Origin of the sequence: Dokdonia donghaensis DSW-1, from assembly GCF_001653755.1 — a bacterium.
GTDB classification, from domain to species: Bacteria; Bacteroidota; Bacteroidia; order Flavobacteriales; family Flavobacteriaceae; genus Dokdonia; species Dokdonia donghaensis.
The window spans coordinates 1,376,460-1,402,598 of record NZ_CP015125.1; the positions used below are offsets into that span (position 1 = coordinate 1,376,460).

Genomic DNA, 26,139 nt, shown 5'->3' on the forward strand with positions numbered 1-26,139 from the left:
GGGTTATGTGCTATTAGTAGTTTGATTACGCTTTCGCGAAAGCGCTATTAAAACCTTTCTACTTTGCGTTTTGAGCTTCTCTCACCATTTTAAACAGGTTAGAAGAGTAGACAAAGTTTGTCACATCCTTATTATCTGTTTTAAAGATCTCGTGACGCGTTCCTTCCCAAGCGAGATGCCCTTTTTGTAAATACACAATGTGATCACCTATCTCCATTACAGAGTTCATATCGTGGGTGTTTATGATTGTGGTAATATCATATTCTATAGTAATCTCACGTATGAGATTATCAATTACCGTTGCCGTATTAGGATCAAGACCAGAGTTGGGCTCATCACAAAAAAGATATTTAGGATTGTTTACAATAGCGCGGGCTATGGCAACACGTTTTTGCATTCCTCCAGAAATTTCTGAGGGAAGTTTATGGTTTGCATTTTCGAGATTTACACGCTGTATCACTTCATTTGCTCTGGCGATGCGTTCCTTTTTTTTCATTTTGGTAAACATCTTGAGCGGGAAAGCGATGTTCTCTTCTACCGTCATAGAGTCGAAGAGGGCACTCCCTTGAAAAACCATCCCTATTTGCTCTCTCAGGTCACGTTGCTGCTCTTCATTAAGATCTGAGTATGCATTGCCATTATATATAATCTGGCCGCTATCTGGCTTGTGAAGACCTAGCATTGTTTTTAAGAAAACCGTTTTTCCAGATCCAGACTGACCAATGATTAGGTTAGTTTGTCCTGGTTTAAATGTAGTTGAGAAGCCTTTAAGTACCTCAACATCTCCAAAACCTTTGCGTATGTTTTTTACCTCTATCATCTAGCTTAATAATAATTGAGTTACTATAAAGTTTACAAGTATGATGGCAACACTCGTCCATACAAAGGATGTCGTACTGGCCTTACCTACCTCTAGCGCTCCACCTCTCATAAAATATCCGTGATATGAGGGTATGGTTGCTAGTAAAAAGGCAAAAAGGAATGTCTTGAAAAAGGCATAAAATAATTGGAATGGTATAAAGTCTTCTTGTAACCCAGCTAAAAAGGCGTCATTTGAGGTGAAGCCTCCGTAAACCGCAGCGGTATATGCGCCTATAATACCTAAGAACATTGCTATTGCAATCACAAATGGATATACAAGCATTGCAATGATTTTAGGAAATATGAGGTAGTTAAGAGAGTTGATACCCATAACCTCTAGGGCATCTATTTGCTCTGTTACACGCATAGTACCTATACTAGAGGTAATAAAAGAGCCTACTTTACCTGCCATAATGATAGAAATAAATGTAGGTGCAAATTCTAGTATTACAGACTGCCTTGCTGCAAACCCAATAAGCGACTTTGGAATAAGAGGGTTATTGAGGTTAAGCGCTGTCTGTATAGCAACTACACCTCCCACAAAGAAAGATATAAATGCTACAATACCTAGAGAACCTATAATAAGGTCGTCTATTTCTTTAAAAATAAGATCACTTAACACTCTACCTTTAGTAGGTTTTACAAAGGTGTCTTTGATCATTATAAAGTACGCTCCTATAGAGTGCAGGTATGACATTGAAGTTATTTAGAAAGCTAAAGTAGGGATTTATCAGTATGTTAAAATAGTATTTAAGATACCTTTATGAATACTTACTCTTTTATAAGAGCTTTGATCTTACTGTAAATTGCGGTATTTTCATAAATGCCCATAAACTCTGCAGCACCTGGCCCGTATGCAAAAACGGGCACCATAGTGGCACTGTGACCTCCGGTTGAAAATGATGGGTTTATTTTATTATAGTCTCCCTCATCAGACGCGAGGGTAAAGCCTCCTGTCTCGTGATCTGCAGTTACAACTACAAGGGTATTTCCGTCTTTTGCAGCATAGTCAAGTACTTGACCTATTACAGTATCAAAATCTATGAGTTCGCTCACTAGGTATTCTCCATCGTTATTATGACCACCCCAATCTACTTGAGAACCTTCTACCATTAAGAAAAAACCTTCTTTGTTTTTTGAGAGTCTTTTTATTCCCAGTTTTGTAGCGTCATAGAGAAAAGAACCTCTGCCTTCTAGTACTTTAGGCATCCCAGAGTCTGCTAGTAAAAAGCCGTATTTTTTTGAGGCTTTCATCTTAAGTGTAGGGTCAAGACGGTCTAAGTACATCTCATATCCAGAACCTTCTAGTGCAGCAACAAGATTGTTGCCATCCTCTCTGTTTTCAAAAAACTTACGGCCTCCGCCGGCAAAAAAGTCTACACCAGAGGTAACGAGGTCTTGAGCAATCTCAAGTTCCATTTTTCTATATTTCTGGTGCGCATAAAAACTGGCAGGCGTCGCGTGGGTAATGGTTGAGGTTGCTATAACACCAGTTGCAAAGTTTCTTTTCTCCAGGTCTTCAAGTATAGTGGGTATAGCTATCGTATCTGTGTTTACACCTATAGCTCCATTGTATGTTTTTACTCCTGCCGAAAATGCAGTTGCTCCAGCTGCAGAGTCTGTTATAAGGTCACTGGCAGATGAAGTTTTAATAAGCCCTATGTGTTTAAATCTATCATAGTTAGACGGCTGTGAGTTGTAAAACTGACTTGAAGAGATCTGACTTAAACCAGTTCCGTCTGCTATCATAAGGATAACATTTTTTGGTTTTTTGTTTTGTGCTGTGGTCTTTACAGAGGTACAAGAAATAGTAAGCCCAATAAGGCAAAGAGAAAGATATTGTGTAAAAGAGGTAAACTTCATTTTAAGTCAATTTTTGTAAAAGTAGTTAATGTCTACGGTACTGTTTTAAAGAAAAAGTTAAGAATTAGAGCCCTAGCTTTTTTCTTATGCCAGCCCAGCGGGTAGTTCTTATAAAATAACCCTCCTGTGGAGTCACGAGGTATGCTTTTTTTGCAGCTTTTGCTTTAAGATAGCCACTTAGATAGTCTTTGAGCAATTTTATATTACCTTTTCTTTTGGCGAGTTTACTAGAAGCTATAAGTGTTAGTATAAGCCCGTAGCGCATACCATAAAACGCTTCTCCTTGTTTGTATTGTGCACTTTTATTGTATGTATTTCCGGTAGGTTTAAGATGTTTTACGTGCAGGGTGTCATCTGTGTGAATCTCCCATTTATGATATTTTGCAAGTAGCTCATCTATGGTATCCCATCCCATAGCTTTCTTTATACCGCCTATATCTTTAAAACAAGCTTTGCGGTAGCCCTTGAGTGCACCTCTTATGTGATCTTTATTAGTGAGGTTTTCTAGCTCCCAGTTTCCGTCTTTTTCAATGTAACAGAAACCGCCTGCCATTCCAATAGCGTTGTTTTCTGTAAAAGCATTATTTACCTTTTCTAAGTAGTCGTGCGGGAAAATGAGATCTGCATCATACTTACAAATCACATCATACTCGTCGTCTAGGCTTTCAAAACCTTTGTAAAAAGCGTTTATGACTTTACTTCCTGGTAGATGCTTGTCGCTACTTGTGATGTTGAGTAGGTGTATGTATGAGTGCGCTTTCGCGAAAGCGGAAACAATCTCTGCACTATTATCTGTGCTTTGGTCATTTACGACTACCACTTTTTTAGGAAGATGTGTTTGCGCTACCAAAGATGCAAGCGTCTCACCAATAAAAGCAGACTCATTGTGACAAGGGATGACAATATAAAAATCCATCTTACTTGCGAGTGGCGTAAATCAAATAATATCGAGGCGTAAAGAGACGTAGCAATGGGCGGAAGCCTAGCTTTTTTACGGGATTAGTAAACTTTTCACGCTTTTGTATCTCCCATCCAGCCTTTTCAAATAACCAGTCAAACTGCCAGTCTTCAAACTCGTGATAATGTCTGTCCCACATATCTGTTTTAGATCTATAGGCTGGAGTAAACCATAATTTGAGAGGCACGCTCGCCACTATCTTATTTGCTTTTATGTCTTGCAATACGGTAAAAGGAGAGAGTAGGTGTTCAAAAATCTCAAAAGCCGTAACGACCTCTGCATCTGCATTTTTTACAGCTGTGGTGTCTAGATCTAAGTCTTCGCCAGTTGTGTTTTGTACGTTGTAACCTTCACGCTCCATATATGTTACAAAGGGATTACGCACGCCCAAGTCAAGTATGCTCTGGTCTGTGCTTACCACATCTTTTAAAAAATGTAGTGTGTGCTTATAGCGCTTGTTTGGAAACGTGTTTTCGTACAAGAATAATTGATTAAATGGTTAGGCTTGATAACTTCTTTACAAAAGTAAAGATTGTCTAGTAACGATAAATCATCGCATTGATATTCATCCCTGCACCTACACTTGCAAAAATAACAACATCACCTTTGTTAATCTCGTGATTTTCTAGCGCGCCTTGACGTACAAGGTCAAAAACGGTAGGTACTGTAGCAACTGAGCTGTTACCTAGTTTATTTATACTCATAGGCATAATGTGCTCTGGCATTTCTAAATCGTGCAGTTTGTAAAAACGACTCACGATAGCTTCGTCCATTTTCTCATTTGCCTGATGGATAAATATTTTCTTTACCTCGTCAATGCTACATCCGCTTTTTTCTAAACAAGACTTCATAGCCTGAGGAACTTGTGTAAGGGCAAAGTTGTAGATCTTACGACCGTACATCTTGATGTATTTTGTGTCTTGGTTTGCTTCTGTGTTATATGAAGAGCCATTAAAGAGGAAATAAGCTTCATCATAGGTAAATGTTGCCGTTTCAAAAGCAAGTATACCTGTGTCGCTGTCATCTTCTTCTATAACAGTTGCACCTGCACCATCACTGTATATCATACTATCGCGGTCGTTATCATCTACAACACGAGAGAGCATCTCAGTACCTATAACGAGACATTTTTTTGCCATACCGGCTTTAATAAAAGCCTGGGCTTGTATAACTCCCTCTATCCAACCTGGACATCCAAAGAGGATATCATAAGCCACACATTTAGGGTTTTGTATACGTAAGTTGTGTTTTATACGCGATGCAAGACTAGGTACAATATCACTAAAGTTTGAACCTTTTTGTACATCACCATAATTATGAGCACAGATGATATAGTCTAGTGTTTCTCGATCAATACCAGCGTCTTTAATAGCTTTCTCTGCTGCTTTTGAGCCCATATCTGAAGACTTCATCTCACTAGGAGCATAGCGTCTTTCTTCAATTCCTGTGATGGCCTTAAATTTTTCTATAATAACTCCATTTTCTGAGGTTATTGCAGAGCCGTCCATATTCAAAAATGTATGATCTTTAAACTGGTCGTTTTTTTGAATCACGTCAGGTATAAAACTGCCTAAACCTGTAATTTTAATTGCCATATAGGGTGTTTTGTAATCTGGTAAAGTTACTAAAATGTATCGGGATAGCGGTGAGGCTTTGTTAATCTGACCTCTTTTGTGAAATCTATAATTTTTAACCTATTAAACGCCATTTACAGCGAGTTATGATACGCACTTACACTATCATTGATATATTGTTAATTTTAAATAATGTTTTATACTTTTCCTTATAATATAAATGGTCTAAAGCATACGCTTTAGACCATTTCATTAATAGATTAGATAGAAGTGTTATGCTTCCATATATTCTTCTATAGGCGCACACGTACATATTAAATTACGGTCACCATATGCATCATCTACACGGCGTACGGTAGGCCAGAATTTATTTTCGGCAACGTAGCTTAGCGGGTATGCTGCTTGCTCTCTACTGTATGTAAAGTCCCAAGTATCTGCCGTGAGCATTGCTAGGGTGTGAGGAGCATTTTTCATAATATGATTAGGCTCATCTGCCGTAGCTGTTTCTATCTCTTTTCTTATTGATAACATAGCATCACAAAAACGATCTAGCTCTTCTCTGCTTTCACTTTCTGTAGGCTCTATCATAATAGTTCCTGCAACTGGGAAGGATACTGTAGGTGCGTGAAAACCATAATCCATAAGTCGTTTTGCAATGTCTGTCACTTCGATACCTTTTGCTTTAAACGGGCGGCAGTCTATAATCATCTCGTGAGCTGCGCGACCGCGTTCTCCTACATAAAGACACTGGTAAGCGCCATCTAGTCTTTCTTTAATATAGTTTGCATTAAGGATTGCATACTCAGTAGAGTGACGCAGTCCTGGCTCACCTAGCATAGTGATATATGCATAAGATATTAAGCAAGCTAGAGCAGACCCCCAAGGAGCAGCACTTATTGCTGTAATAGCTTTATCTCCTCCGGTTATAATAACAGGGTTAGATGGTAAAAATGGAACTAGTTGCTTTGCAACACATATAGGTCCTACACCTGGGCCACCGCCTCCGTGAGGAATAGCAAAGGTTTTATGTAGGTTAAGGTGACACACATCTGCACCTATCGCCCCTGGGTTAGTAAGGGCAACTTGTGCATTCATATTTGCACCATCCATATAAACCTGGCCACCGTTATCGTGTATGAGTTGCGTGATTTCTTTTACAGCGCTCTCATACACACCGTGTGTAGATGGATATGTAATCATAAGTGCGGCAAGATTGTCCTTGTGCTTCTCAGCCTTCTCACGTAAGTCATCTACATCAATGTTTCCATTTTCTAGCGCTTTAGTTACCACTACTTTCATACCTGCCATTACTGCACTTGCAGGATTTGTTCCGTGTGCAGAAGATGGAATGAGGCAAATGTTTCTATGGCTGTCTCCACGAGACTCGTGGTATGCTCTTATAACCATAAGGCCGGCATACTCACCTTGTGCACCAGAGTTAGGTTGTAAAGACGTACCTGCAAAACCAGTGATTTCGGTAAGTTGATCTTCTAGTTTTTTAAGCATTGTCTGGTACCCTTCTGCTTGATCTAGTGGTGCAAATGGGTGCATATTCCCCCACTGCGGATCAGAAAGTGGTAGCATTTCAGAAGCAGCGTTAAGCTTCATCGTACAAGATCCTAAAGAGATCATTGAGTGATTTAATGATAAATCTTTACGCTCAAGTTTTTTGATGTAACGCATTAACTCTGTTTCAGAGTGGTATGTGTTAAAAACTGGAAGCGTTAAAAATGATGTCTCACGTGCTACTGCTTCAGGTATCGCATTTCCTTCGGCGATTTCTGTTACTGTGATTGTTTCTTTTGAGTACGCTTTCGCGAAAGCGGAAATAATATCATTTACATCTTGAAGTGTTGTTGCCTCGTGTATAGATATGGCCACTGTCTCTGCATCTGGATAGTGGAAGTTAATCTCCATCTCTTGTGCAACTGCAGCTACCTTTGCAGCATCTGCCTTAATCTGGATAGTATCAAAGTAACTCTCGTTTACTTGATATAAGCCTAATTTTTCAAGCGCATCTGCTACAGTTGCCGCAGTATTGTGTACTTTATTTGCTATATTTTTTAATCCTTCTGGACCGTGATATACACCATACATACCTGCCATAACTGCAAGTAATACTTGTGCAGTACATATGTTTGAAGTTGCTTTATCACGTTTGATGTGTTGCTCACGTGTTTGAAGAGCCATACGTAGGGCACGCTTACCATCTGTGTCTTTTGTCACACCGATGATACGCCCTGGGATGCTTCTTTTGTAAGCTTCCTTAGTTGCAAAATATGCTGCGTGAGGTCCACCATAACCTAGAGGGATACCAAAACGCTGTGTTGTACCTACTACTACATCTACTCCAAACTCTCCTGGAGCACGTAGTTTTACAAGACTTAATATATCTGCAGCAACGGCTACTTTAATTTCGGCGGCATTTGCTTTTTCTACAAAGGCAGCATAATCATATACTTTTCCAGATACTCCTGGGTATTGTAAAATAGCCCCAAAGTATTCGCTAGAAAAGTCAAAGTCTTCGTGCTTACCTACTACAAGTTCTATTCCTATAGGAGTAGAGCGTGTTTGTAGTAATGACAGCGTTTGTGGTAATATCTCTTCAGACACAAAAAACTTGTGTACACCTTCCTTCTTTTGTGCACGACTACGTACAGAAAATAAGAGTGCCATAGCCTCTGCAGCGGCTGTTGCCTCATCAAGCAGGGAAGCATTTGCAAGCTCCATACCAGTAAGGTCTGTAATCATAGTCTGGTAGTTGAGCAAAGCTTCAAGTCTTCCTTGTGCAATCTCTGCTTGGTACGGTGTATATGCCGTATACCATCCTGGATTTTCTAAAATATTACGCTGTATGACTGCAGGTGTAATTGCTTGATTATACCCTAGACCTATAAATGATCTGTATACTTTGTTTTTGTTAGAAAGTGCAGTAATGTGAGCAGCAAACTCGTGCTCACTTATGGCTGGATCTAATAATAATGGATTGTCGAGTCTGATGTTATCTGGAATGGTCTCAAAAATGAGTTGTTCCATAGTCTCAACTCCTACGGTTTTAAGCATCTCTGGGAGATCACTTCTACGTGGGCCTATGTGGCGTAATGCAAACGAATCTGTATTCATCGTATTGATTTATTTAAGGATGCACAAAAATAATGCAATGAAACCGATTTTTAGTACATAATTCACAATGCGAGTACTAATGTTTTCAACCATATAGGTGGCTTATTAACAGTTGTAGTACTTTTGTCTAATGCAGAGCATAAAACGTCTTTTTGATTTTTATATAAATAGTAGCACTCACGTGAGTTTATCTATTGTAGCACTAGGGTGGATTACCTATTTATCATTAGACATAAACGTTAATTTTACGGTGCTAAGTTTTTTGTTTTTTAGCACAGTGACGGGATATAATTTTGTTAAATATGCCGAAATAGCTGGTTTACATCATCGTAGTCTGGCACAATCCTTAAAAACAATCCAGATATATTCGGTTATATGTGGTGTAGGTATGCTGGTAACTTCCTTGTTTATGTCACTAGAAGTATGGGTGGCTTGTGGCATTTTAGGTCTCGTGACACTGTTGTATGCTATCCCTTTTTTTATACCAAGAAACACAGCTGCACTCGTAAAAGGTAATTTGCGTAGTGTAGCTGGTCTCAAGATTTTTATAATAGGTGTTGTGTGGAGTGGGGTTACCGTAATCTTGCCGGTCTTACAAGATGGAATCGCTAGTTGGGATGTAGGTGTGATTTTTATACAGCGCATATTATTTGTGCTAGCGCTTATGATCCCTTTTGAGATACGAGATATGGTTTTTGATAATCCAGCTCTCAAAACTTTGCCTCAAATAGTGGGTGTAAAAAAAGCCAAAATCATTGGAGTGACCTGGCTTTTATTATACTGTGTATTAGAATTCTTTAAAGATGAATTTAATCTTGATACCTTTTTAAGTCAGCTATTTATTATGATGGTAACTAGTATTTGTATTTACCTATCACAAAAACGTTCTGCGGCTACAATGTACTTTTCTTCCTTTTGGGTAGAAGGAATACCATTGTTATGGCTGTGGCTTGTACTTGTGATTAACTATTTGAGCTATTAAGCTGTTCTTGAAGGCGTTGTTTCATTGCCTCTTTTTCAGAGGTACTTACCGTTTGCACAGTAGGATTATTTACAGCCTTAGTGAGTTTAGAATTTCTCATAGAGTATTGTCTACAAGCACGGCAGTAAATAAGGTGTATGTTGAGTCGTACTTTTTCCCAAAAAGTAGCTTCTTTATACTGGTTCTTGTCGCAAATGTGGTTAGCCTCGTGACATTCTGTTTTTAATTTCATTTCTTAAAATTTAGACCCTTGACAGGGTTTCTTTTTAACTAAGTAATCATATTGATTACGATTTTTTAATTCAGCTTGGGGTTATAGCCAGTCTTTTTCCATACAACTTGCCATAGCCGTTCGGGCTCTGTGTATAATCACCCAAAAGTTAGACGGAGTAATATCAAATTCATTACAAATGGCTTCAGTATCAAAGTCATCTATAGTTTTCATCTTAAAAATGCGGGCTTGTTTTTCTGGCAGTTTACTTAAGCAATTAAAAATTGCCTCGCCTAGCTCTACGTTTTGTATGCTATCCTCAGCAGTTTTATCAAAGGGATCTGCAACGCGTTCTTCTAGCCAGTCGCCTTCACTTTCTTCATCCTTATAATTTATACGTACTTCTGCCTTACCTTTTTTAGAGTTGCTCTTACGGTAATGATCTATAATTTTACGTTTTAAGATAGAGATGAGCCAGGTGCGCTCTGTCGCCTCACCCTTAAAATTCTTCATAGATTTTAATCCCGCAAGAAATGTTTCGGAAATAAGATCTTGTGCCACTTCGCGATCATTTACACGGGCAATCGTATAGTTAAAGAGGTAGTCAGAATATTGATCTACCCACTTTGTGGGGTCAATTTGATTAGTTGCCATATAATAAAGGTCGCATTTGTGGGATTTAAATAACAGCCAAATATAAAGTTTTTCTTATTGCTGTGCTTTTTTACGCTTTCGCGAAAGCGGAATCTCCACCATTTTCTAGTGTGTATTTGAGATGCGCGTTCCTTTTTTTTATGAGACGGGTTAAATAATTATAGAGGACTGTTTTATCAAAAAAGTCTCCAGCAAGACCATATGGAGTTTTATAAGTAATGATGTCCTGCATTTTGGTACCGCCATTCTGGTCTGTAAAAATGTGCTTGTGGTGGAAAGACTTAAACCTACCATTAGTCATTTCATCTACAAAGCTTGTATATGGTTTGTACTCGGTAATAAGACTCGTGTGCGTTAACCAGAGTCCAAAATGTTTTCCTCGCCAGGTAACCGTTTCACCCTTTTTAATGTAACCAGAAGTTACACCAGCTATCGCCTTTTCTTGTGATTGATCCATAGACTGCATATGAAAATCTATGTTGAGCGAGAGTTTAAAAACAGCAGCTAGCGGAGCATTAATTATCGTTTCAAGGTGTATGATGCTCATAGTTATTAAGCTAGTAAGTTATATAGTGCTTTCTTTAATTCTGGGTGTGTAAACGTAAATCCTGCTTTTATTAACCGTTCTGGTATCACATACCTGCTTTTAAGAAGTAACTCGGTTTCTGTTCTAATGATAAAAGCCCCTATCTCTAAAAGTGGCTTTGACGCGGGTAGACCAAAAGGAACTTTTAAAACAGATCTGATATACCTCATAAGGTCATTATTTGTTGTGACCATAGGGGAAACTATATTAAATGGCCCTTGTAAAGTATCGTTTTTAATTAAAAAGTCTACGCTACGCACAAAGTCATCTTGATGTATCCAGCTGAATTTTTGTTTACCATCGCCTTGTTTGCCACCTAGACCTAACCGAGTTATTTTTTTGATAGGTTGTAGTGCTCCTCCATCTTTTCCTAAAACGATAGAAGTGCGTAGCGCAACTTTGCGAGTAAGTGGAGTATTGCTGTCAAAAAAAGCTTGCTCCCACACCTTTGCAACTTCTACAGAAAAGCCAGTGCCTACCTCACCATTTACCTCTGTCATAGGTGTCTCTAGCGAGTGTCTGTATACAGTAGCTGTAGATGAGTTAAGCCACACCTGTGGCGGATTGCTGCACTGAGAGATAGCCTTACCTATAATGGTTGTCGTGTCTACTCGTGAGTTTAAAATTGCGTCTCTGTTCTTTTTGTGATAACGACAGTCTACAGATCTACCAGCCATATTTATGACTACATCTGTATCTTCAAATTCGTTTTTCCATCCTGCTACATTTTTTGCATCCCACAGTACTGTACGAACATTGTGATAAGGTGTTTTTTGCTTTCGCGAAAGCAAAACTATTTCCTCAAATTGATTTTGAAAGTGGTTAATAAGCACACTGCCTAAAAAGCCACTACCGCCAGCGATTATTAATTTTTTCATCATTGCCTAAATTGTTTTATTTGATACGAATGATATGTCTTTTTCTTGCGAGGTAAGTGTATACTCACTCTGCTTGTAGGTGAGTATTAAAAAGTAGATGCTTAGAGCAATGCCTAGTATAATAGGAAGCCAAAACAAGAAGTCTAGTGATGAGAAATACTTTAAACATAAAAGAAGCGAAAGGCTCAAGACCGTTACAACTCCATATATTATAAAGTACTTCTTGAGATGGGGCGCTACGTCAGACCAGCGAAATAAAAGGTACACAAAGCAACATACTTGTATGGCTCCAGTTATGGGCAGGAAAAGGAGACCTATGTAGTACAGGAGAAATAGAAAAGCGTTAATGCTCACTAAGATCTTGTTGAGTAGGTATATTGTTTTCATAATTATCAGTTTAAAAGAGATGAGACATTATTAATAAATAGAATTGTAAAGACTACAGCAAAGAGCACAAAAAGTATATTCATACAATAGCCTCCTATTTTGAAAATTTTATCTTTAGGGATATCATACATAGGGTAGTATGCAATCTGTGTAGCTACTTTACCTACCCAATAGGCTGCGATTAACCCTGTGAGAGCTATTGCTAGTTTGCTTTGGTTTTGTAATTCATTAGTGAGAAGTATCGCTATAAGTCCAAAGGAGAAGTTTAAACCCTGTATATATCTGCCATAAGTTTTTGCAATTTCTTGATTGAGTGGTTTTAATTTTTTTACATCAGTATACCAGTCAAAAACGCGATGGCGGATATATGGATATATCAATGCTGTAAAAATCTGGCCTATACCGCCTATAATAATTAACGAATTTGGAATGGGGATGTTCATAATATTTATATTTCAGAAATTATTGAAACTTTAAGTGAAATAAAAAGCACTTTTACAGTGCCCCTTAAATGTTGTGGTAAACAATTGTTACTTCATTAACTTCATAATTGTTTTTGTAATCCAGCTTTCTTTATAATCTGTAATTTTTTCTAGCATACTATCTGCTCTAGATACAAACTCATAAAGCTCTGCCGTTTTGGTCTTGAAGTGGGCAGCCTCTGTAGAGCCTGTTTCTTCTATACTACTTACTTCTTGCAAGACACGTAGCGTAGGTTTTATCTCTCTCTTGCTTCTTTCTTTGGCTATTTTTCTGGCAAGCTCATCTATGTTACTTTCGGCTACAAAATACTCTCGACGTTCACCGGTTTTATATTCTTTAAAGATAATTCCCCAGTCTATGAGTGCTCGCAGGTTCATACTCGCATTTCCTCTAGAGATATAAAGTTCACCCATAATATCTTCCATACTTAGCGCCTCTGGAGACACCATAAGTAAGGCGTGTATTTGAGCCATTGTCTTATTAATACCCCATTGCGTACCTAGCGCTCCCCAAGTTTGTATAAACTTATTTTTTGCTTGTTCAAATTCCATACGTCAAATATAAGAATGTTATTTTAATTTCAATAATAAATGAAAGTTAAATTTTCTCTGTCAGTTTTGTTATCCCTATTTTTGGATTATGAATGTACTTGTGATCTCAACAGTTTGGGTAGAGCCCACTTCTTCGGCAGCAGGAAGTAGGATGTTACAGCTGCTTACTATTTTTAAAGAAAAAGGGTGGAATGTTACCTATGCAAGTACAGCGGGAGCTTCACAAAATGCAATCTCGCTTAGCGATTTTGGGATTGAGACCGCAACGATACAGCTTAACGATGATTCTTTTAACGCTTTCGCGAAAGCGTACAACCCCACCATCGTACTCTTTGATAGATTTATGGCAGAGGAGCAATTTGGTTGGCGAATAGACCAAGCGTGTCCAGATGCATTAAAAATACTAGACACCGAAGATCTGCACAGCCTAAGAAAAGCAAGAGCGCAAGCCGTAAAAGAAGAGCGAGTTTTCGAACACAAGGACTTAATTTCTGACATCGCAAAAAGGGAGATAGCCTCCATTTACAGATGTGATCTCACCTTGATGATCTCAACAGTAGAGATGGAATTGCTTAAAACTACTTTTAACGTACCAGCATCTTTACTCTTTTATATCCCCTTTTTAGTGCCTAAAATCACTAGTGACTTTGTTCCTTATAATGAGCGTAAGCATTTTGTGGCAATAGGTAATTTTATACACCTGCCTAACTGGGATGCGACTCTTGAACTTAAGAAACACATCTGGCCAAACATACGTAAGCAGTTACCACAAGCCGAGATGCACATCTACGGTGCTTATATGCCAGAGAAGGCATTACAGCTGCATAATCCCAAAGAAGGATTTTTGGTAAAAGGAAGAGCAGAGAGTGCTCACCAGGTGATAAGAAATGCCAGAGTTTTACTAGCGCCGCTTAGGTATGGGGCTGGTCTTAAAGGTAAATTTATAGATGCGATGCAATGTGGTACCCCATCTGTAACAACAGAGATAGGTGCAGAGGGAATGGGGCAAAACCTAGACTGGTCAGGCAGTGTAAATGATGATTATGATGCATTTGTCAAAGCTGCAGTCTCCCTGTATGGTAACGAGTTAAAATGGCAAAAAGCTCAAGAAAATGGCGTAAGGATGATTAATACCAATTTTCAAAAAGATACTTATGCCAGCCTGCTTACAGATACATTACAGCACCTGATAGATAATTTGATTATGCATCGTGCTGCAAACTTTACAGGCCAGATGTTACAACATCACACAATGCGTAGCACACTTTTTATGTCAAAATGGATAGCAGAAAAAAACAAAAAGGAGTAAGCCACGCTTACTCCTTTTTAATTTTAATCGACTTAATATATTAATCTATAAGTCCTGCTCTTTTGAGTAGTGCTTCTGGTTTAGGTTCTTGACCTCTAAAACGTTTATAGAGTGTCATAGGGTCCTCAGTTCCTCCTTTTGAGAGTACGTGGTCCTTAAATTTAGTTGCCACTTCTTTATTAAATATCCCTTGTTCTTTAAAATATTCAAAAGCATCTGCATCTAGTACTTCTGCCCATTTGTAACTATAATATCCAGATGAGTAACCTCCTTGAAAAATGTGAGCAAAGGCTGTACTCATACAGGTCTCTGGAGTGTCTGGATACAAGGCAGTGTTGCCAAAGGCTTCTTTTTCAAAAGCTTTTACATCTGTTATATTGCTTGGGTCTTGCCCGTGCCACGACATATCTAGTAACCCAAAGCTAAGTTGTCTCAATGTTTGCATTCCTTCTTGAAATGTTGCTGCGTCTTTTATTTTTTGAACAAGCTCCATAGGTATTACTTCACCAGTTTCATAATGTGTTGCAAAGAGCTCTAGAGCTTCTTTTTCATAACACCAGTTTTCTAGCACTTGGCTAGGTAACTCTACAAAGTCCCAGTATACAGAAGTTCCAGATAGGCTAGGGTAGGTAGTGTTTGCTAGCATACCGTGTAACCCGTGACCAAACTCGTGAAAAAGGGTGGTAACTTCATTAAAAGTAAGTAGGGATGGCTTGCTAGGTGTAGATGGAGTGAAGTTGCAGACGTTAGATATGTGTGGTCGCTCATTTACTCCATTCTCAATTTTTTGACCTTTAAAAGAGGTCATCCAGGCGCCACCACGTTTTCCTTTTCTTGGGTGAAAATCTGCATAAAAAAGAGAGATATAATTACCATCTACATCTGTAACTCTATAGGTTTTTACATCCTTGTGATATACATCTACATCTGTTACCTGCTCAAACTGCAGCCCAAAGAGACGTGTTGCTACTTCAAACACACCATTTATTACATTTTCTAATTTAAAGTAAGGTTTGAGTTGCTCGTCATCAAGGTTAAAGAGTTCTTTCTTTAGTTTTTCAGAATAATAAGCACCATCCCATTTTTGAAGTGTGTCTATACCATCTTGTGCTTTTGCAAAATTTTCTAATTGTGCAAACTCTCTCTCTGCTGCAGGTTTTGCTTTTTCTAAGAGTTCGTTTAGAAAATCTTTAACCTTAGCTGGCGTTTGTGCCATACGTTCTTCAAGTACAAAATGGGCGTGCGTGTCATAACCTAGTAGCTGTGCACGCTCGTGACGTAGGTTTACAATCTCAATGACGTTTTTTTGATTATCGTACTCATTACCTTTAAAGGCTTTACTGCCAAAGGCAAGAGAAAGCTCTTTACGTAGCTCACGATAATCTGCATATTTCATAAAGGGAATGTAGCTAGGGTAGTCAAGTGTTACTACCCAGCCTTCTTTATTTCTAGAAGCTGCTTCTGCTGCAAAGGCTTCTTTTGCACTTGCAGGGACTCCAGCAAGATCTTCTTCATTTGTGAGGTGAAGCTCGTAGCTGTTTGTTTCTGCCAAGATATTTTCGCCAAAACTGAGTTTTAATTTTGCGAGAGCTGTATCAATTTCGCGTAAGCGTGATTTTTTATCTTCAGGTAGGTTTGCTCCATTACGAGCAAAACTTTTATATTTTTTTTCTAGCAACGTTTTTTCTTCTACAGAAAGATCCAAATCATCTTTCTGGGCGTATATACTTTTAATACGCTCAAACAGTGTCTCGTTGAGAGTAACATCATTGCTAAAAGCGGTAAGAAGTGGCGATACTTCTTGTGCTATTTTTTGAATAGCCTCAGAGGTCTCTGCGCTATTAAGGTTAAAAAATACACTAGAAATACGATCTAGTTGTTGTCCAGAATAGTCAAGAGAAGCAATCGTATTTTGAAAGGTAGGTGCCTCAGTGTTATTTGTAATAGCATCTATCTCATTACGATTTATTTGTATCGCTTCTATAAAGGCTGGCTTAAAGTGCTCGTCCTTAATAGTATTAAATGGAGCTTCATTAAAGTCTTGTAAAAGTGGATTAGATGTAAGTGACATATGTGCTTTGAAAATTAGAATTCGTTATAAATGAGTGTTTTATCGAAAAAAATATGCGTTTTATCGATATATGCAATAATTTTTATATGTTAGCAGCCTCTATTTGAAATAGATATATATTTGAGAAAATATGAAATTGATTTCCCCCAATCGATGTAGATATTAAAAAGGTTTGATTAATATTTAGAATGGTTAATAAATACAGTATCAATCCCCCACAACTGCATTGATAAAGACCGCTCGTAAGAGCGGTCTTTTTTTATTTTATGCTTTTTGCGCCTTCTATAACTTTTTGCTTGAGGCCTTCTTTATAGGCAAGCATTTTATCTTGTAGTTCGGTATCTCTTGCGCCTAGAATTTGTGCTGCAAGTATTCCAGCATTTTTTGCGCCATCTAGTGCCACTGTTGCGACAGGTACTCCTCCTGGCATTTGTAATATAGAGAGCACAGAGTCCCATCCATCTATAGAGTTGCGAGACTTAACTGGTACGCCTATCACTGGTAATGGTGATAAAGAAGCAACCATACCTGGGAGGTGAGCAGCGCCACCAGCACCAGCTATAATTACATTTATGCCACGCGTATGTGCATTTTTACTATAATCAAAAAGTTTATCTGGTGTGCGGTGTGCACTTACGATGTCTACCTCTATATCGATATCCATCTCTTTTAAGAAGTCTATAGCTTCTTGCATTACTGGGAGGTCACTCGTGCTTCCCATTATGATTCCTACTTTCATCGTGTTTGATTTATTGTGCGATTACTTTTATGCTTCCTTTTACCTTTTCGGCTACAGTTCTTGCTTTTTCTATATTGTGATCTACAATAGTTACGTGACCCATTTTTCTAAAAGGGCGCGTCTCCTTTTTACCATAAATATGAGGGGTTACCCCGTCCATACCCATTATATGCTCTATGTTTTCATATTTTACTGGGCCAGTATAGCCTTCATCTCCTACTAGATTTACCATTACAGAAGCAACTTTACTATCTGTATTGCCTAGCGGTAGATCTAAAATGGCTCTGAGATGCTGCTCAAACTGGTTTGTAAAACTTCCTTCTATACTGTAGTGACCACTATTATGTGGTCTTGGAGCTACTTCATTTACAAGAATTTCATCATTTTCTGTCTGAAACATTTCTACAGCAAGTAAGCCCACGTGACCAAAGGCATTAGAAACCTTCTCTGCAATATCTCGTGCTTTTTGAGCTACGGTCTCATCTATACGAGCTGGGCAGATAACATACTCCACTTGGTTTGCCTCTGGATGAAACTCCATCTCTACCACAGGGTAGGTTTTAACCTCTCCAGATACATTGCGAGCTACTATTACGGCCAGCTCATTTTTAAATGGGATCATCTTTTCGGCTATGCAAGGTACTTCTGGTAAAGTGTCGAGATCACTTGCGGTGCGCACTACAGATACCCCTTTGCCATCATAGCCTCCTGTACAAGATTTCCAAATAAATGGCAGATTGTCTAGCCATTGTGGAGATTCTTTTACCGCTTTCGCGAAAGCGTACTTCTCATAACTTGCCGTCGGGATGTTGTGCTTTTTATAAAAATCTTTTTGAACTCCCTTATCTTGTATATTACGTAAAACCGAAGGCTGAGGGTATACCTTTATGCCTTCTTTTTCTAAAGTTTCGAGAGCATCTATATTTACACTCTCAATCTCAAAGGTGAGCACATCTACCTTACGGCCAAAGTTAAGTACCGTCTCATAATCCATAAGACTACCTTGTGTAAAATGGTTACAGGCAACTTTACTGGGAGCCTCATTACTGGGGTCTAGTACGTAGGTCTGTATGTCGTACTTGCGGGTGTCGTAAAGCATCATTTTACCTAGTTGACCACCACCTAAGATGCCTAATTTAAATTGAGAAGAGAAGTAATTTTTCATAGCATATAAGTTTTCGCGAAAGCGAAAAATAGTGGTTCAAAAATACAAAATCGTCTGAGAGTAACTCATAATTATGTATTCATATCGAGATAGCTATAAGGACTGATTTTCAAATACTATCTTTGCCCTTTATTATTTATGAAAAATACAATTACACTTCACGACCTAACGTTTGAAAAATCTATTTCAAAAACAGATGTGCAACACGCTGTAAATGGTGTGGCTGTGCGTCTTAATGAAGATTACAGAGGCAAGCGACCAGTGTTTCTTACAGTGCTTAATGGTGCTTTTTTATTTAGTGCAGAGCTCATAAAAAAGTTTGACCACGAGTGCGAGATGAGCTTTATCAAGGTGGCTAGTTATGATGGAACACAGCAAAGCGATGAGATTCATACCGTAATGGGGGCAGAGCCATCACTAAAAGGACGAGATGTAATCGTAGTAGAAGATATAGTAGACTCTGGTAATACCATAGAGACTATTATAAAAATACTTGAACAAGAAGAGGTGGCGTCATATCGTATAGCCTCACTTTTATATAAACCAGAAGCTTATAAGAAACCGTATAAGGTAGATTATATAGGCCTGGAAATTTCTAATGATTTTGTGGTAGGGTTTGGTCTAGATTATAATGGTCTAGGGCGTAACCTCACATCAATATATAAACTTAAAAAAACTCATATGACCAATCTGGTTTTATTTGGCCCTCCAGGTGCCGGTAAAGGAACACAAGCCGAAGTTTTAAAAGAGAAGTATGACCTAGTACATATAAGTACTGGTGATGTTTTTAGATACAACATAAAAAACGCTACAGAACTTGGAACACTGGCAAAGTCTTATATAGACAAAGGTCAGTTAGTGCCAGATACTGTTACGATAGATATGCTTAGTGCAGAGGTAGAGAAAAATGCAGATGCAAAAGGATTTATTTTTGACGGTTTTCCACGTACAGAAGCTCAGGCAGATGCTCTTGCAACATTACTAGCTTCAAAAAATACAGAGGTTGCAGGTATGGTTGCATTAGAGGTAGATGATGAGGTGCTTGTACAGCGATTACTTGAGCGTGGTAAAACTTCTGGTCGTGCAGATGATGCAGATGAGGATGTGATACGTAATCGTATAAAAGTATATTATGCAGAGACAGCAATCTTAAAAGGATACTACGAGAAGCAAGATAAGTACCACGGAGTAGATGGGGTAGGTAGTATAGAAGAGATTACTGCAAGATTAAGTGACGTGATTGACACGTTATAGATTAGTGAAGAACTAATCATTACAATTAAATATAAAGGCTAGCTGAAAGATGACTGAAGGAAATTTTGTAGACTATGTAAAGATTCACACAACCTCTGGTAATGGAGGATCTGGATCTGCGCACTTACACCGCGAAAAGTTTATAGAAAAAGGAGGCCCAGACGGGGGTGATGGTGGTCGTGGTGGACATATTATAGTGCGAGGTAACTCAAACTTATGGACACTTATACACCTTAAATTTAAACGTCACTTGAGAGCTGGTCACGGAGGTAATGGTGCAAAGTCAAGATCTACTGGCCTAGATGGAGAAGATACCTATATAGACGTGCCTCTAGGTACCACCATAAAAGATACAGAGACAGATAAAGTCTTGTTTGAAATCACAGAGGATGGTCAAGAGTTTATCGCTGCCGAAGGTGGTATGGGAGGTCGTGGTAACTGGCACTTTAAAAGTAGTACTAACCAGACACCTAGATATGCACAACCAGGTATAGATGGTTATGAAGTCTCACTTACTTTGGAGCTTAAAGTTCTGGCAGACGTAGGTCTGGTAGGTTTTCCTAATGTAGGGAAGTCTACATTACTAGCATCTATCACAGCGGCCAAACCAAAAATCGCAAATTACGAGTTTACCACTCTTAAGCCTAATTTGGGTATTGTAGAGTATCGCGATTACAGGTCATTTGTAATGGCAGATATACCAGGTATTATAGAAGGAGCCTCAGAGGGTAGAGGGATAGGTCACCGGTTTTTACGCCACATAGAGCGTAACTCTACATTGCTCTTTATGATTCCGGCAGATGCAGATAGTATTTCAGAACAATATGAGATTTTGCTCAATGAGCTCAAAAAGTATAATCCAGAAATGCTCGACAAGAGTAGAATGATTGCTATTACAAAGAGTGATATGCTGGATGATGAGCTTAAGGGAGAGCTTTCTGAAGAGCTTGATAGAGAACTTCCTATTCCCTATTTATTTATCTCTGCGGTTGCACAACAAGGTCTTGTAGAACTTAAAGACGCCCTGTGGAAAATGATGAATGAGTAGTTAAGAACTAACAAAATATAATAATCCGTATAAACCTTTGTTATCTTTATGCAAAACAAAGATTTATGCGGATTTTTTTATACCTCATTATATGTGCGCTACTCACGAGTTGCGGGACAACATTTGTAGACTATGATTATGATACAAAGGTAGACTTCTCAAAGCTCTCCTCTTATAATTATGACTTCTCTGAAGCAACTGGACTGCTGGAATTTGATGAGCGTAGAGTGGTGAAGTATACAGATAGTATACTGCAATCTCGCGGTTATATTAAGACGGAGACTAATGACTTTTTTATAAAAATCACATCAGAAGAGTATGAGACAAGCTCTAGAAACACCTTAGGCGTAGGTGTAGGAGGCGGCGGAGGTACTGTAGGTGTAGGTGTGAGTGGCGGCATACCCATAGGCGGTCCAGAGCGACACCTCAAGATGGTTGTTACTGTTTATAGAGCATTAGGTAATCAACCCACGGTATGGGAGGCTATAAGTGAGAGCGATATTAAAGTAAACGCAAAACCTGATAAACGGGATGCTCATTTTAAAAAGCTTGTAGAAAAAATTTTTAACAAATTTCCGCCAGAGCAGTAATTGTACTTTGGCACCATAATGGTATATATTTGATTAAAATAATATGATGAAAAAGTGGTTTATTATTCTATTGTTTCCTGTAGCGCTTTGTGCTCAGAATGGGAGTGATAACGCTTTCGCGAAAGCGGAAACCTATTTTAAACAATCTAAGTACAAACTTGCAAAGCCGCTCTTTTTAAATTATTTAAAAACACATCCTAAAGACCCTCAAACTCTAGAATATCTAGGAGATATAGAAGGATATGCAAAAAACTGGGATGGAGCAATTCCTTATTACGAAAACCTAGTAGAAAAGTATCCAAACAACGCAAACTATCATTATAAATATGGGGGTGTACTGGGTATGAAAGCGCTCGCTGTAAACAAGCTGAGAGCTGCTACAATGATAGGAGACATAAAAGAACAATTTGAAACTGCAGCGACACTAGATCCATCACATATAGAAGCACGCTGGGCTCTTGTAGAATTTTATATTCAAATACCAGGTATAATAGGCGGTAGCGAGGCAAAAGCAAGAAAATATGCAGACCAGCTACTAGATATCTCAAAAGTAGATGGATATCTCGCTCACGGCTATATTGCAGAGTATAATGATAAACCTAAGCAAGCAGAGTACAATTATATAAAAGCTGTTGAGATAGGTGGTTCTGTTACTTGTTATGCAAAATTACAAGAGCATTATGAGAAGAATAATGAACCACAAAAAGCCTTTGAAACGGCTTATGAGGCACAACAAAAACACGCCCAAGAAAACAGGTTGCAGTATCAGCTAGGTAAGGTGGCTGGACAGTACGGTATAGGGCTTGATCAAGGTATTACAGGTTTACATCATTATATAAAATACCACTCTGCGGCAGATGGTGTACCTAAAGATTGGGCATACCTACGTCTTGCTCAAATCTACAAGCATAAAGGTGATAAAGAAAAAGCAGAGCAGTGGATTAATAAAGCACTTGCTAGTAGGTCAGATTTTAAAGAGGCTCTGCAAGAGCGCAAAGCCATTATGAATTTATAATACTAAGGCAGTAGCGCAGGATTTATGTCACCTACATTTTCCTTAAGATAGCGCTCTATAAAAGTGTCTGTAAAGTGCTCACTTCCTAGTAAGTTTGCAGCTTGTAATTGCGACTTTATATCCAGCGATTGATATGCTTTGAGGTAATCTAGTGAGAGTGCTTTATAGCTATAATGCCAGGGCTCATATTTAAAACCTTTTCTGTCATAAGTGTCTGTGTAGACTAGGTAAAAGCCAAAACTATTTGCGTGTACATCCATCCATTCTTTAAACTTACAGAAGGGACCACTTCCGTGAAATTTTGACGGAACCAGTAATCCGCTAGTAACTCCTGGTGTGGCGTCTACAATATCTATATCTGTCCCCCAGTGATGCCTTGAGGTGCCAGGTATGGTAGAGTACTCAATAATTTTATTGATGGTTGCAAGGTGGCTTAGACCGCTTTCGCGAAAGCGTTTATACTTACGTTCCCATATTCTGTTTTGATGATTATAGTCTCTGTAGCTTGACACTACTTGAAATTTTATACCATCTTTAAGAGCAGCGGCTTTCATCTCTTCAAAAGCGATGGCGGCTTCTGGTCTAAGTCTATAAGTTGAAGTCTTGGTGAGCAGAGGTGAACCTTTGCCTAGTAGCTCATCTCTGTCTGTCATCTCCAGTATTGCTGCCCTAGCCGTAAGTGGGAGGGAAGCAGCAACTATACCTAGTACTGTGAGTTTTGAAAATGATCTTCTATTCATAAGAGCTGCTTTTTCATTCTATAATGAGGTCCTACTTTAGGAATATCAAACAAGGTGCCATCTACTTGATAACCTAGGTTTTTATAAAACTGTAAAGCAACAACTCGGGCATTAAACCATAGTAGTGTTTTACCTTTTTCTTTAAGTAGCGTCTCACCTCTTTTTAATAGGAGTTCTGCAATGCCTTTTCTTCTATATTCTGGTAAAACCGCCATTCCTCTTAGTCTAAATTGTGCGCCAGTAAAGCCCTCGTGACTGTCATCCATAAAACTCGCAACGCCTATAATGTCATTATTATGAAACATACCCAGGTGAAAGGTACTTGCCTGCTCATCTGCCTCCATATAGACATCTTCTAATGGGCGCCCTTTTCTCAAAACTGGATGCCGTACGGGCCAGGTTTCTTTGGCGTTTATTTCTTTGAGTTGATAAGCATCATTTTTAAGATGATATAACCTGGTAGGCATATCGTGATGTGTGATATTGTTTACAAAAACAAAGTTTAGCTTTTTTAAAACCTTTTGAGAAGCGGTATTGTTGTTATGAGTTCTCGCTATTATATAGGGTAGGTTAAGTTCTTTAAAAGCATAGCTTATGCAGGCTTCACTAGCCTCGGTTGCATAGCCTTGATTCCAGTACTTTTCAAAAAACCTAAAGCCTAGATCTACCTGGCGATTATCTTGATTAAACTTAAGGCCACACCAACCTAAAAAAATATTGTCACTCTTGCGTGTTACTGCATACCTCCCTAAACCTGTTTGAGTCGTAGTATGAGCTTTGTGGTAGACTGTTGTAATATAGTTTTTTATAAAGGCTTGTGCTTCTTCTATGTTTTTAAAAGGAGCATCACCTGTATATTTAATTACCTCTAGATTTGTATTAAGGGCGTAAAGGTTTTCTGCATCTTGTGATGTAAATGGTTTAAGATACAAACGTTTTGTCTCGAGCACAGTCATTATGCCAGTACATCTTTATAATCTGGGTTACGATCAAATTGAACTTCGGCAAAGGGGCAAAGTGGATTTATTTTTAACCCTCTCTCTCTTGCAAAATCAACAGTGTGAGCCACAAGCCTTGATGCAAATCCTTTGCCTTCTTCTGGTATTTTGGTTTCTGTGTGGTCTATCGTGATTACTGAATCTCTATCTTTTGAGTAAGCGAGTTCTGAGATGATACCATTATCTCCCTTCATATAAAAAACACCTCTATCTTCTCTTTCTTTATGCTGGATATTCATATCTCTCCTTTTTCTGTTAAAGGTTGAAATATAGATTAAAGTGTTCTAGCAATGAGTGATTTTAGGAAAAATTTAGCGGTTTATGTAAAATGCACCGGCTTGATCTTTTTGATCTTTAAGTTTAAGGACATAGTAATAGGTTCCTACAGGTAGTTTGTTATCTTCTGCAATAGTGACTCTTCCTTGTGAAGTTCCATCAAAAGAGTTGTCATAGTTTTTCATACTAAAAACTTCTACACCCCATCTATTAAAGATAAACAGTTCATTATCTGGACTAGTTTCAAGACCTTCTATCACAAAGGTTTCATTTATTCCATCTCCGTTAGGAGAGAAGAATGTATAGACATTTATACCACTCCCAGCTTTGAGAACAGATCCAAGTGTGTATGCCGAAAAGTCGTTAGGATCAAAAAGCTCAGAAGTAATCTCGCCATTTATCTCATTACCAGAAAAACTAGCATTTCCCAAATTCACCCATCTATTTAAAACATTAGAAAAGCCTACAACACGCAGTGAGCTCAAGCCATCTGTAAGTACCGGCACTTGAGTATCTTCATCCCAAGTAAGTTTTGCTTGTACTGGTAGCGGCGCGTTCAAATCCCAATACTCATTAGGATCTATAATAGACAATGTGTTTTCAAACAGGTCTGTGTTAAATGATCCAGGTAATGTACTAGGAGTGTCTGGATCTTCAAAAAAGTATGCAGCTTGATAAGTAGTTATTGCAGGGTTGAGAGGAATCACCGTAAGCTGGCGAATTTTAAAGTCATCTCCTATAGGAAAGTCAAATTCTAGGTTACCTTGATTTGTAACATAACCATCTACGTGATTACTATCGCTTTCACCCAGATAGATCGCATTGTTTGTGAAGTCAAGATTAATACCAAGGTCTTCACGAGGAGTGGTAATTCTACCGTTTATAAAATCTAGTAGGCTAGTGACTCCTACAGATACTTCAAAGTTGAGGTCATTTGGCACGTCAACTTCCATATTGAAGAATACAGGCTTGTTATTACCTAGTACAAAAAGTTCTTCAGTTGGATTGTAAAAGCCAGCGAGACCAAGATTGTTATCAAAATCACCGTCATTGATTAAATCCCCGTGAAAACCAATCGCGCCGTCTTGATGAATCTGGATATTTCCAAAGTTGTGTAGGGATTCTTGCGCTTTCGCGAAAGCGTTACAAAGAACAATGAAAGCAACTATAAGTCTAATTTTCATAATATTATAGTTTTGTTATTGAGGCATTAGTAAAAACGGCATTTAAATTTTGACCTCCTGCGTTGAGAACATATTGAAAATTTATAATGTCATTTGCATTAAAGCTATAGGAAATAGTTCCAGAAGAACCCCAGTAGTCTCTGCTAGGTAAGGTTACAAAACCTCTAGAAAGATAACCTATAAGATTACCATTTTGTCTAGCTGCTAAGATATATTTTGTATTTCCGGCTGGCATATTGCTGGTAGATAACGATGCAGATAAGGCATAAACTCCATCTTGCTCTATTCGTATTTCTGAATTTCCGACCACGGTAAATAAATCTTGGTCATTAGTCTGTATATGAGCGCTGGTAAGGGGCAAGTCAAAATAGGTGTTTGTTGCTGTTGGAAGAATTCCATTACCTCCATTTCTATTTAAAACAATTGTTCCCTTTTGACTACTTTGTAAAGTTTGCCACGCAACACCGTCATAAATTTTTAACCTATCTAGAGTAGTGTCATAAACAACCATCCCTTCTTTTGCCTCTGTTATGGCTTCAATATCTACTGTTGTAGCTTGATTAACACGCAGTAGGAGCTCTGCATTAGGAACTTGTGCGTTAGTAAAAGTGATAGCGCTTAATGCAAGCAAAACAAATA

The 26,139-nt window shown here is 38.4% G+C and carries 28 protein-coding genes; 6 read left to right on the forward strand and 22 right to left on the reverse strand.

The features are described 5' to 3' along the window. Positions 1–58: 58 nt before the first annotated feature. The 7 genes from I597_RS05965 to gcvP all read right to left on the reverse strand — a co-directional run bounded on the left by I597_RS05965 (position 59) and on the right by gcvP (position 8,379). Positions 59–820: an ABC transporter ATP-binding protein gene (locus I597_RS05965; protein ID WP_035327447.1), complete on the reverse strand. Its 762-nt coding sequence runs from the start codon at positions 818–820 to the stop codon at positions 59–61. Further along, on the reverse strand, positions 821–1,558 hold the full coding sequence (locus I597_RS05970; protein ID WP_035327449.1) for an MlaE family ABC transporter permease: 738 nt from the start codon (positions 1,556–1,558) through the stop codon (positions 821–823). It lies immediately after the preceding gene. A gap of 74 nt (positions 1,559–1,632) precedes the next feature. Next, a complete protein-coding gene (locus tag I597_RS05975; RefSeq protein WP_035327451.1) occupies positions 1,633–2,724 on the reverse strand; it encodes an alkaline phosphatase in 1,092 nt (363 codons plus the stop codon). Positions 2,725–2,788: 64 nt separating this feature from the next. After that, entirely contained in the window at positions 2,789–3,640 is an 852-nt protein-coding gene (locus tag I597_RS05980) for a glycosyltransferase family 2 protein (protein ID WP_035327453.1), read from the reverse strand. Between the two features lies 1 nt (position 3,641). Then, complete coding sequence (locus I597_RS05985) at positions 3,642–4,163, reverse strand: class I SAM-dependent methyltransferase (protein WP_035327454.1); 522 nt, start codon at positions 4,161–4,163, stop codon at positions 3,642–3,644. A gap of 55 nt (positions 4,164–4,218) precedes the next feature. Continuing rightward, complete coding sequence (locus I597_RS05990) at positions 4,219–5,277, reverse strand: 3-oxoacyl-ACP synthase III family protein (protein ID WP_035327455.1); 1,059 nt, start codon at positions 5,275–5,277, stop codon at positions 4,219–4,221. Between the two features lie 252 nt (positions 5,278–5,529). Then, complete coding sequence (gene gcvP, locus I597_RS05995) at positions 5,530–8,379, reverse strand: aminomethyl-transferring glycine dehydrogenase (RefSeq protein WP_035327456.1); 2,850 nt, start codon at positions 8,377–8,379, stop codon at positions 5,530–5,532. 130 nt (positions 8,380–8,509) lie between these two features. On the opposite strand from gcvP, the gene I597_RS06000 reads away from it, so the two are divergent. Continuing rightward, positions 8,510–9,361 (forward strand): UbiA prenyltransferase family protein, encoded by an 852-nt coding sequence (locus tag I597_RS06000; RefSeq protein ID WP_035327458.1) that lies wholly within the window; start codon positions 8,510–8,512, stop codon positions 9,359–9,361. Here the strand turns inward: I597_RS06000 and I597_RS06005 are convergent. The 7 genes from I597_RS06005 to I597_RS06035 form a co-directional block, all read right to left on the reverse strand. After that, positions 9,342–9,593, reverse strand: coding sequence for a hypothetical protein (locus I597_RS06005; RefSeq protein WP_035327460.1), 252 nt, complete (start codon positions 9,591–9,593; stop codon positions 9,342–9,344). The two genes, I597_RS06000 and I597_RS06005, sit on opposite strands and share 20 nt — an antisense overlap. Before the next feature lie 81 nt (positions 9,594–9,674). Then, entirely contained in the window at positions 9,675–10,226 is a 552-nt protein-coding gene (locus tag I597_RS06010; protein ID WP_035327462.1) for a sigma-70 family RNA polymerase sigma factor, read from the reverse strand. Between the two features lie 70 nt (positions 10,227–10,296). Continuing rightward, on the reverse strand, positions 10,297–10,773 hold the full coding sequence (locus I597_RS06015; protein ID WP_035327464.1) for an SRPBCC family protein: 477 nt from the start codon (positions 10,771–10,773) through the stop codon (positions 10,297–10,299). Between the two features lie 5 nt (positions 10,774–10,778). Beyond that, entirely contained in the window at positions 10,779–11,693 is a 915-nt protein-coding gene (locus I597_RS06020; RefSeq protein ID WP_316931564.1) for a TIGR01777 family oxidoreductase, read from the reverse strand. 3 nt (positions 11,694–11,696) lie between these two features. Then, positions 11,697–12,077 (reverse strand): hypothetical protein, encoded by a 381-nt coding sequence (locus I597_RS14880; protein WP_152594975.1) that lies wholly within the window; start codon positions 12,075–12,077, stop codon positions 11,697–11,699. A 5-nt stretch (positions 12,078–12,082) separates the two neighbouring features. Then, the gene (locus I597_RS06030) at positions 12,083–12,520 is read right to left on the reverse strand and encodes a hypothetical protein (protein ID WP_035327468.1); all 438 of its coding nucleotides are present in this window, start codon (positions 12,518–12,520) and stop codon (positions 12,083–12,085) included. Positions 12,521–12,607: 87 nt separating this feature from the next. Next, positions 12,608–13,111: a GbsR/MarR family transcriptional regulator gene (locus I597_RS06035; protein WP_035327470.1), complete on the reverse strand. Its 504-nt coding sequence runs from the start codon at positions 13,109–13,111 to the stop codon at positions 12,608–12,610. A gap of 88 nt (positions 13,112–13,199) precedes the next feature. Between I597_RS06035 and I597_RS06040 the strand changes: the two genes are divergently transcribed. Continuing rightward, entirely contained in the window at positions 13,200–14,420 is a 1,221-nt protein-coding gene (locus tag I597_RS06040; RefSeq protein WP_035327472.1) for a glycosyltransferase, read from the forward strand. 40 nt (positions 14,421–14,460) lie between these two features. On the opposite strand, the gene I597_RS06045 is transcribed toward I597_RS06040, so the two are convergent. The 3 genes from I597_RS06045 to I597_RS06055 form a co-directional block, all read right to left on the reverse strand. Continuing rightward, complete coding sequence (locus I597_RS06045) at positions 14,461–16,491, reverse strand: M3 family metallopeptidase (protein WP_035327473.1); 2,031 nt, start codon at positions 16,489–16,491, stop codon at positions 14,461–14,463. Between the two features lie 259 nt (positions 16,492–16,750). Further along, entirely contained in the window at positions 16,751–17,230 is a 480-nt protein-coding gene (purE, locus tag I597_RS06050; RefSeq protein ID WP_035327475.1) for a 5-(carboxyamino)imidazole ribonucleotide mutase, read from the reverse strand. A 10-nt stretch (positions 17,231–17,240) separates the two neighbouring features. Continuing rightward, positions 17,241–18,395 carry a 5-(carboxyamino)imidazole ribonucleotide synthase gene (locus I597_RS06055; RefSeq protein WP_035327476.1) on the reverse strand — a complete coding sequence of 385 codons (1,155 nt, stop codon included), beginning with the start codon at positions 18,393–18,395 and terminating at the stop codon, positions 17,241–17,243. A gap of 138 nt (positions 18,396–18,533) precedes the next feature. On the opposite strand from I597_RS06055, the gene I597_RS14655 reads away from it, so the two are divergent. The 4 genes from I597_RS14655 (at position 18,534) to I597_RS06075 (ending at position 22,302) form a co-directional block, all read left to right on the forward strand. Continuing rightward, complete coding sequence (locus tag I597_RS14655; protein WP_081965013.1) at positions 18,534–19,649, forward strand: adenylate kinase; 1,116 nt, start codon at positions 18,534–18,536, stop codon at positions 19,647–19,649. Positions 19,650–19,698: 49 nt separating this feature from the next. Then, positions 19,699–20,697: a GTPase ObgE gene (gene obgE / locus I597_RS06065; protein WP_035327478.1), complete on the forward strand. Its 999-nt coding sequence runs from the start codon at positions 19,699–19,701 to the stop codon at positions 20,695–20,697. 65 nt (positions 20,698–20,762) lie between these two features. Next, positions 20,763–21,287, forward strand: a complete 525-nt coding sequence (locus I597_RS06070; RefSeq protein ID WP_035327480.1) for a DUF4136 domain-containing protein — start codon at positions 20,763–20,765, stop codon at positions 21,285–21,287. Between the two features lie 43 nt (positions 21,288–21,330). Next, the gene (locus I597_RS06075) at positions 21,331–22,302 is read left to right on the forward strand and encodes a tetratricopeptide repeat protein (RefSeq protein WP_316931565.1); all 972 of its coding nucleotides are present in this window, start codon (positions 21,331–21,333) and stop codon (positions 22,300–22,302) included. 2 nt (positions 22,303–22,304) lie between these two features. Here I597_RS06075 and I597_RS06080 read toward each other — a convergent pair whose 3' ends face one another. The 5 genes from I597_RS06080 to I597_RS06100 all read right to left on the reverse strand — a co-directional run bounded on the left by I597_RS06080 (position 22,305) and on the right by I597_RS06100 (position 26,131). Continuing rightward, complete coding sequence (locus I597_RS06080; RefSeq protein ID WP_035327483.1) at positions 22,305–23,042, reverse strand: M15 family metallopeptidase; 738 nt, start codon at positions 23,040–23,042, stop codon at positions 22,305–22,307. Beyond that, complete coding sequence (locus I597_RS15025; RefSeq protein ID WP_236626653.1) at positions 23,039–23,998, reverse strand: GNAT family N-acetyltransferase; 960 nt, start codon at positions 23,996–23,998, stop codon at positions 23,039–23,041. The genes I597_RS06080 and I597_RS15025 overlap by 4 nt, the downstream gene beginning before the upstream one ends. Beyond that, positions 23,998–24,279, reverse strand: a complete 282-nt coding sequence (locus I597_RS06090; RefSeq protein ID WP_035327485.1) for a GNAT family N-acetyltransferase — start codon at positions 24,277–24,279, stop codon at positions 23,998–24,000. The genes I597_RS15025 and I597_RS06090 overlap by 1 nt, the downstream gene beginning before the upstream one ends. A 72-nt stretch (positions 24,280–24,351) precedes the next feature. Further along, entirely contained in the window at positions 24,352–25,500 is a 1,149-nt protein-coding gene (locus I597_RS06095) for a gliding motility-associated C-terminal domain-containing protein (RefSeq protein ID WP_035327486.1), read from the reverse strand. A gap of 4 nt (positions 25,501–25,504) precedes the next feature. Continuing rightward, complete coding sequence (locus tag I597_RS06100; RefSeq protein WP_152594976.1) at positions 25,505–26,131, reverse strand: hypothetical protein; 627 nt, start codon at positions 26,129–26,131, stop codon at positions 25,505–25,507. Positions 26,132–26,139: the final 8 nt, after the last annotated feature.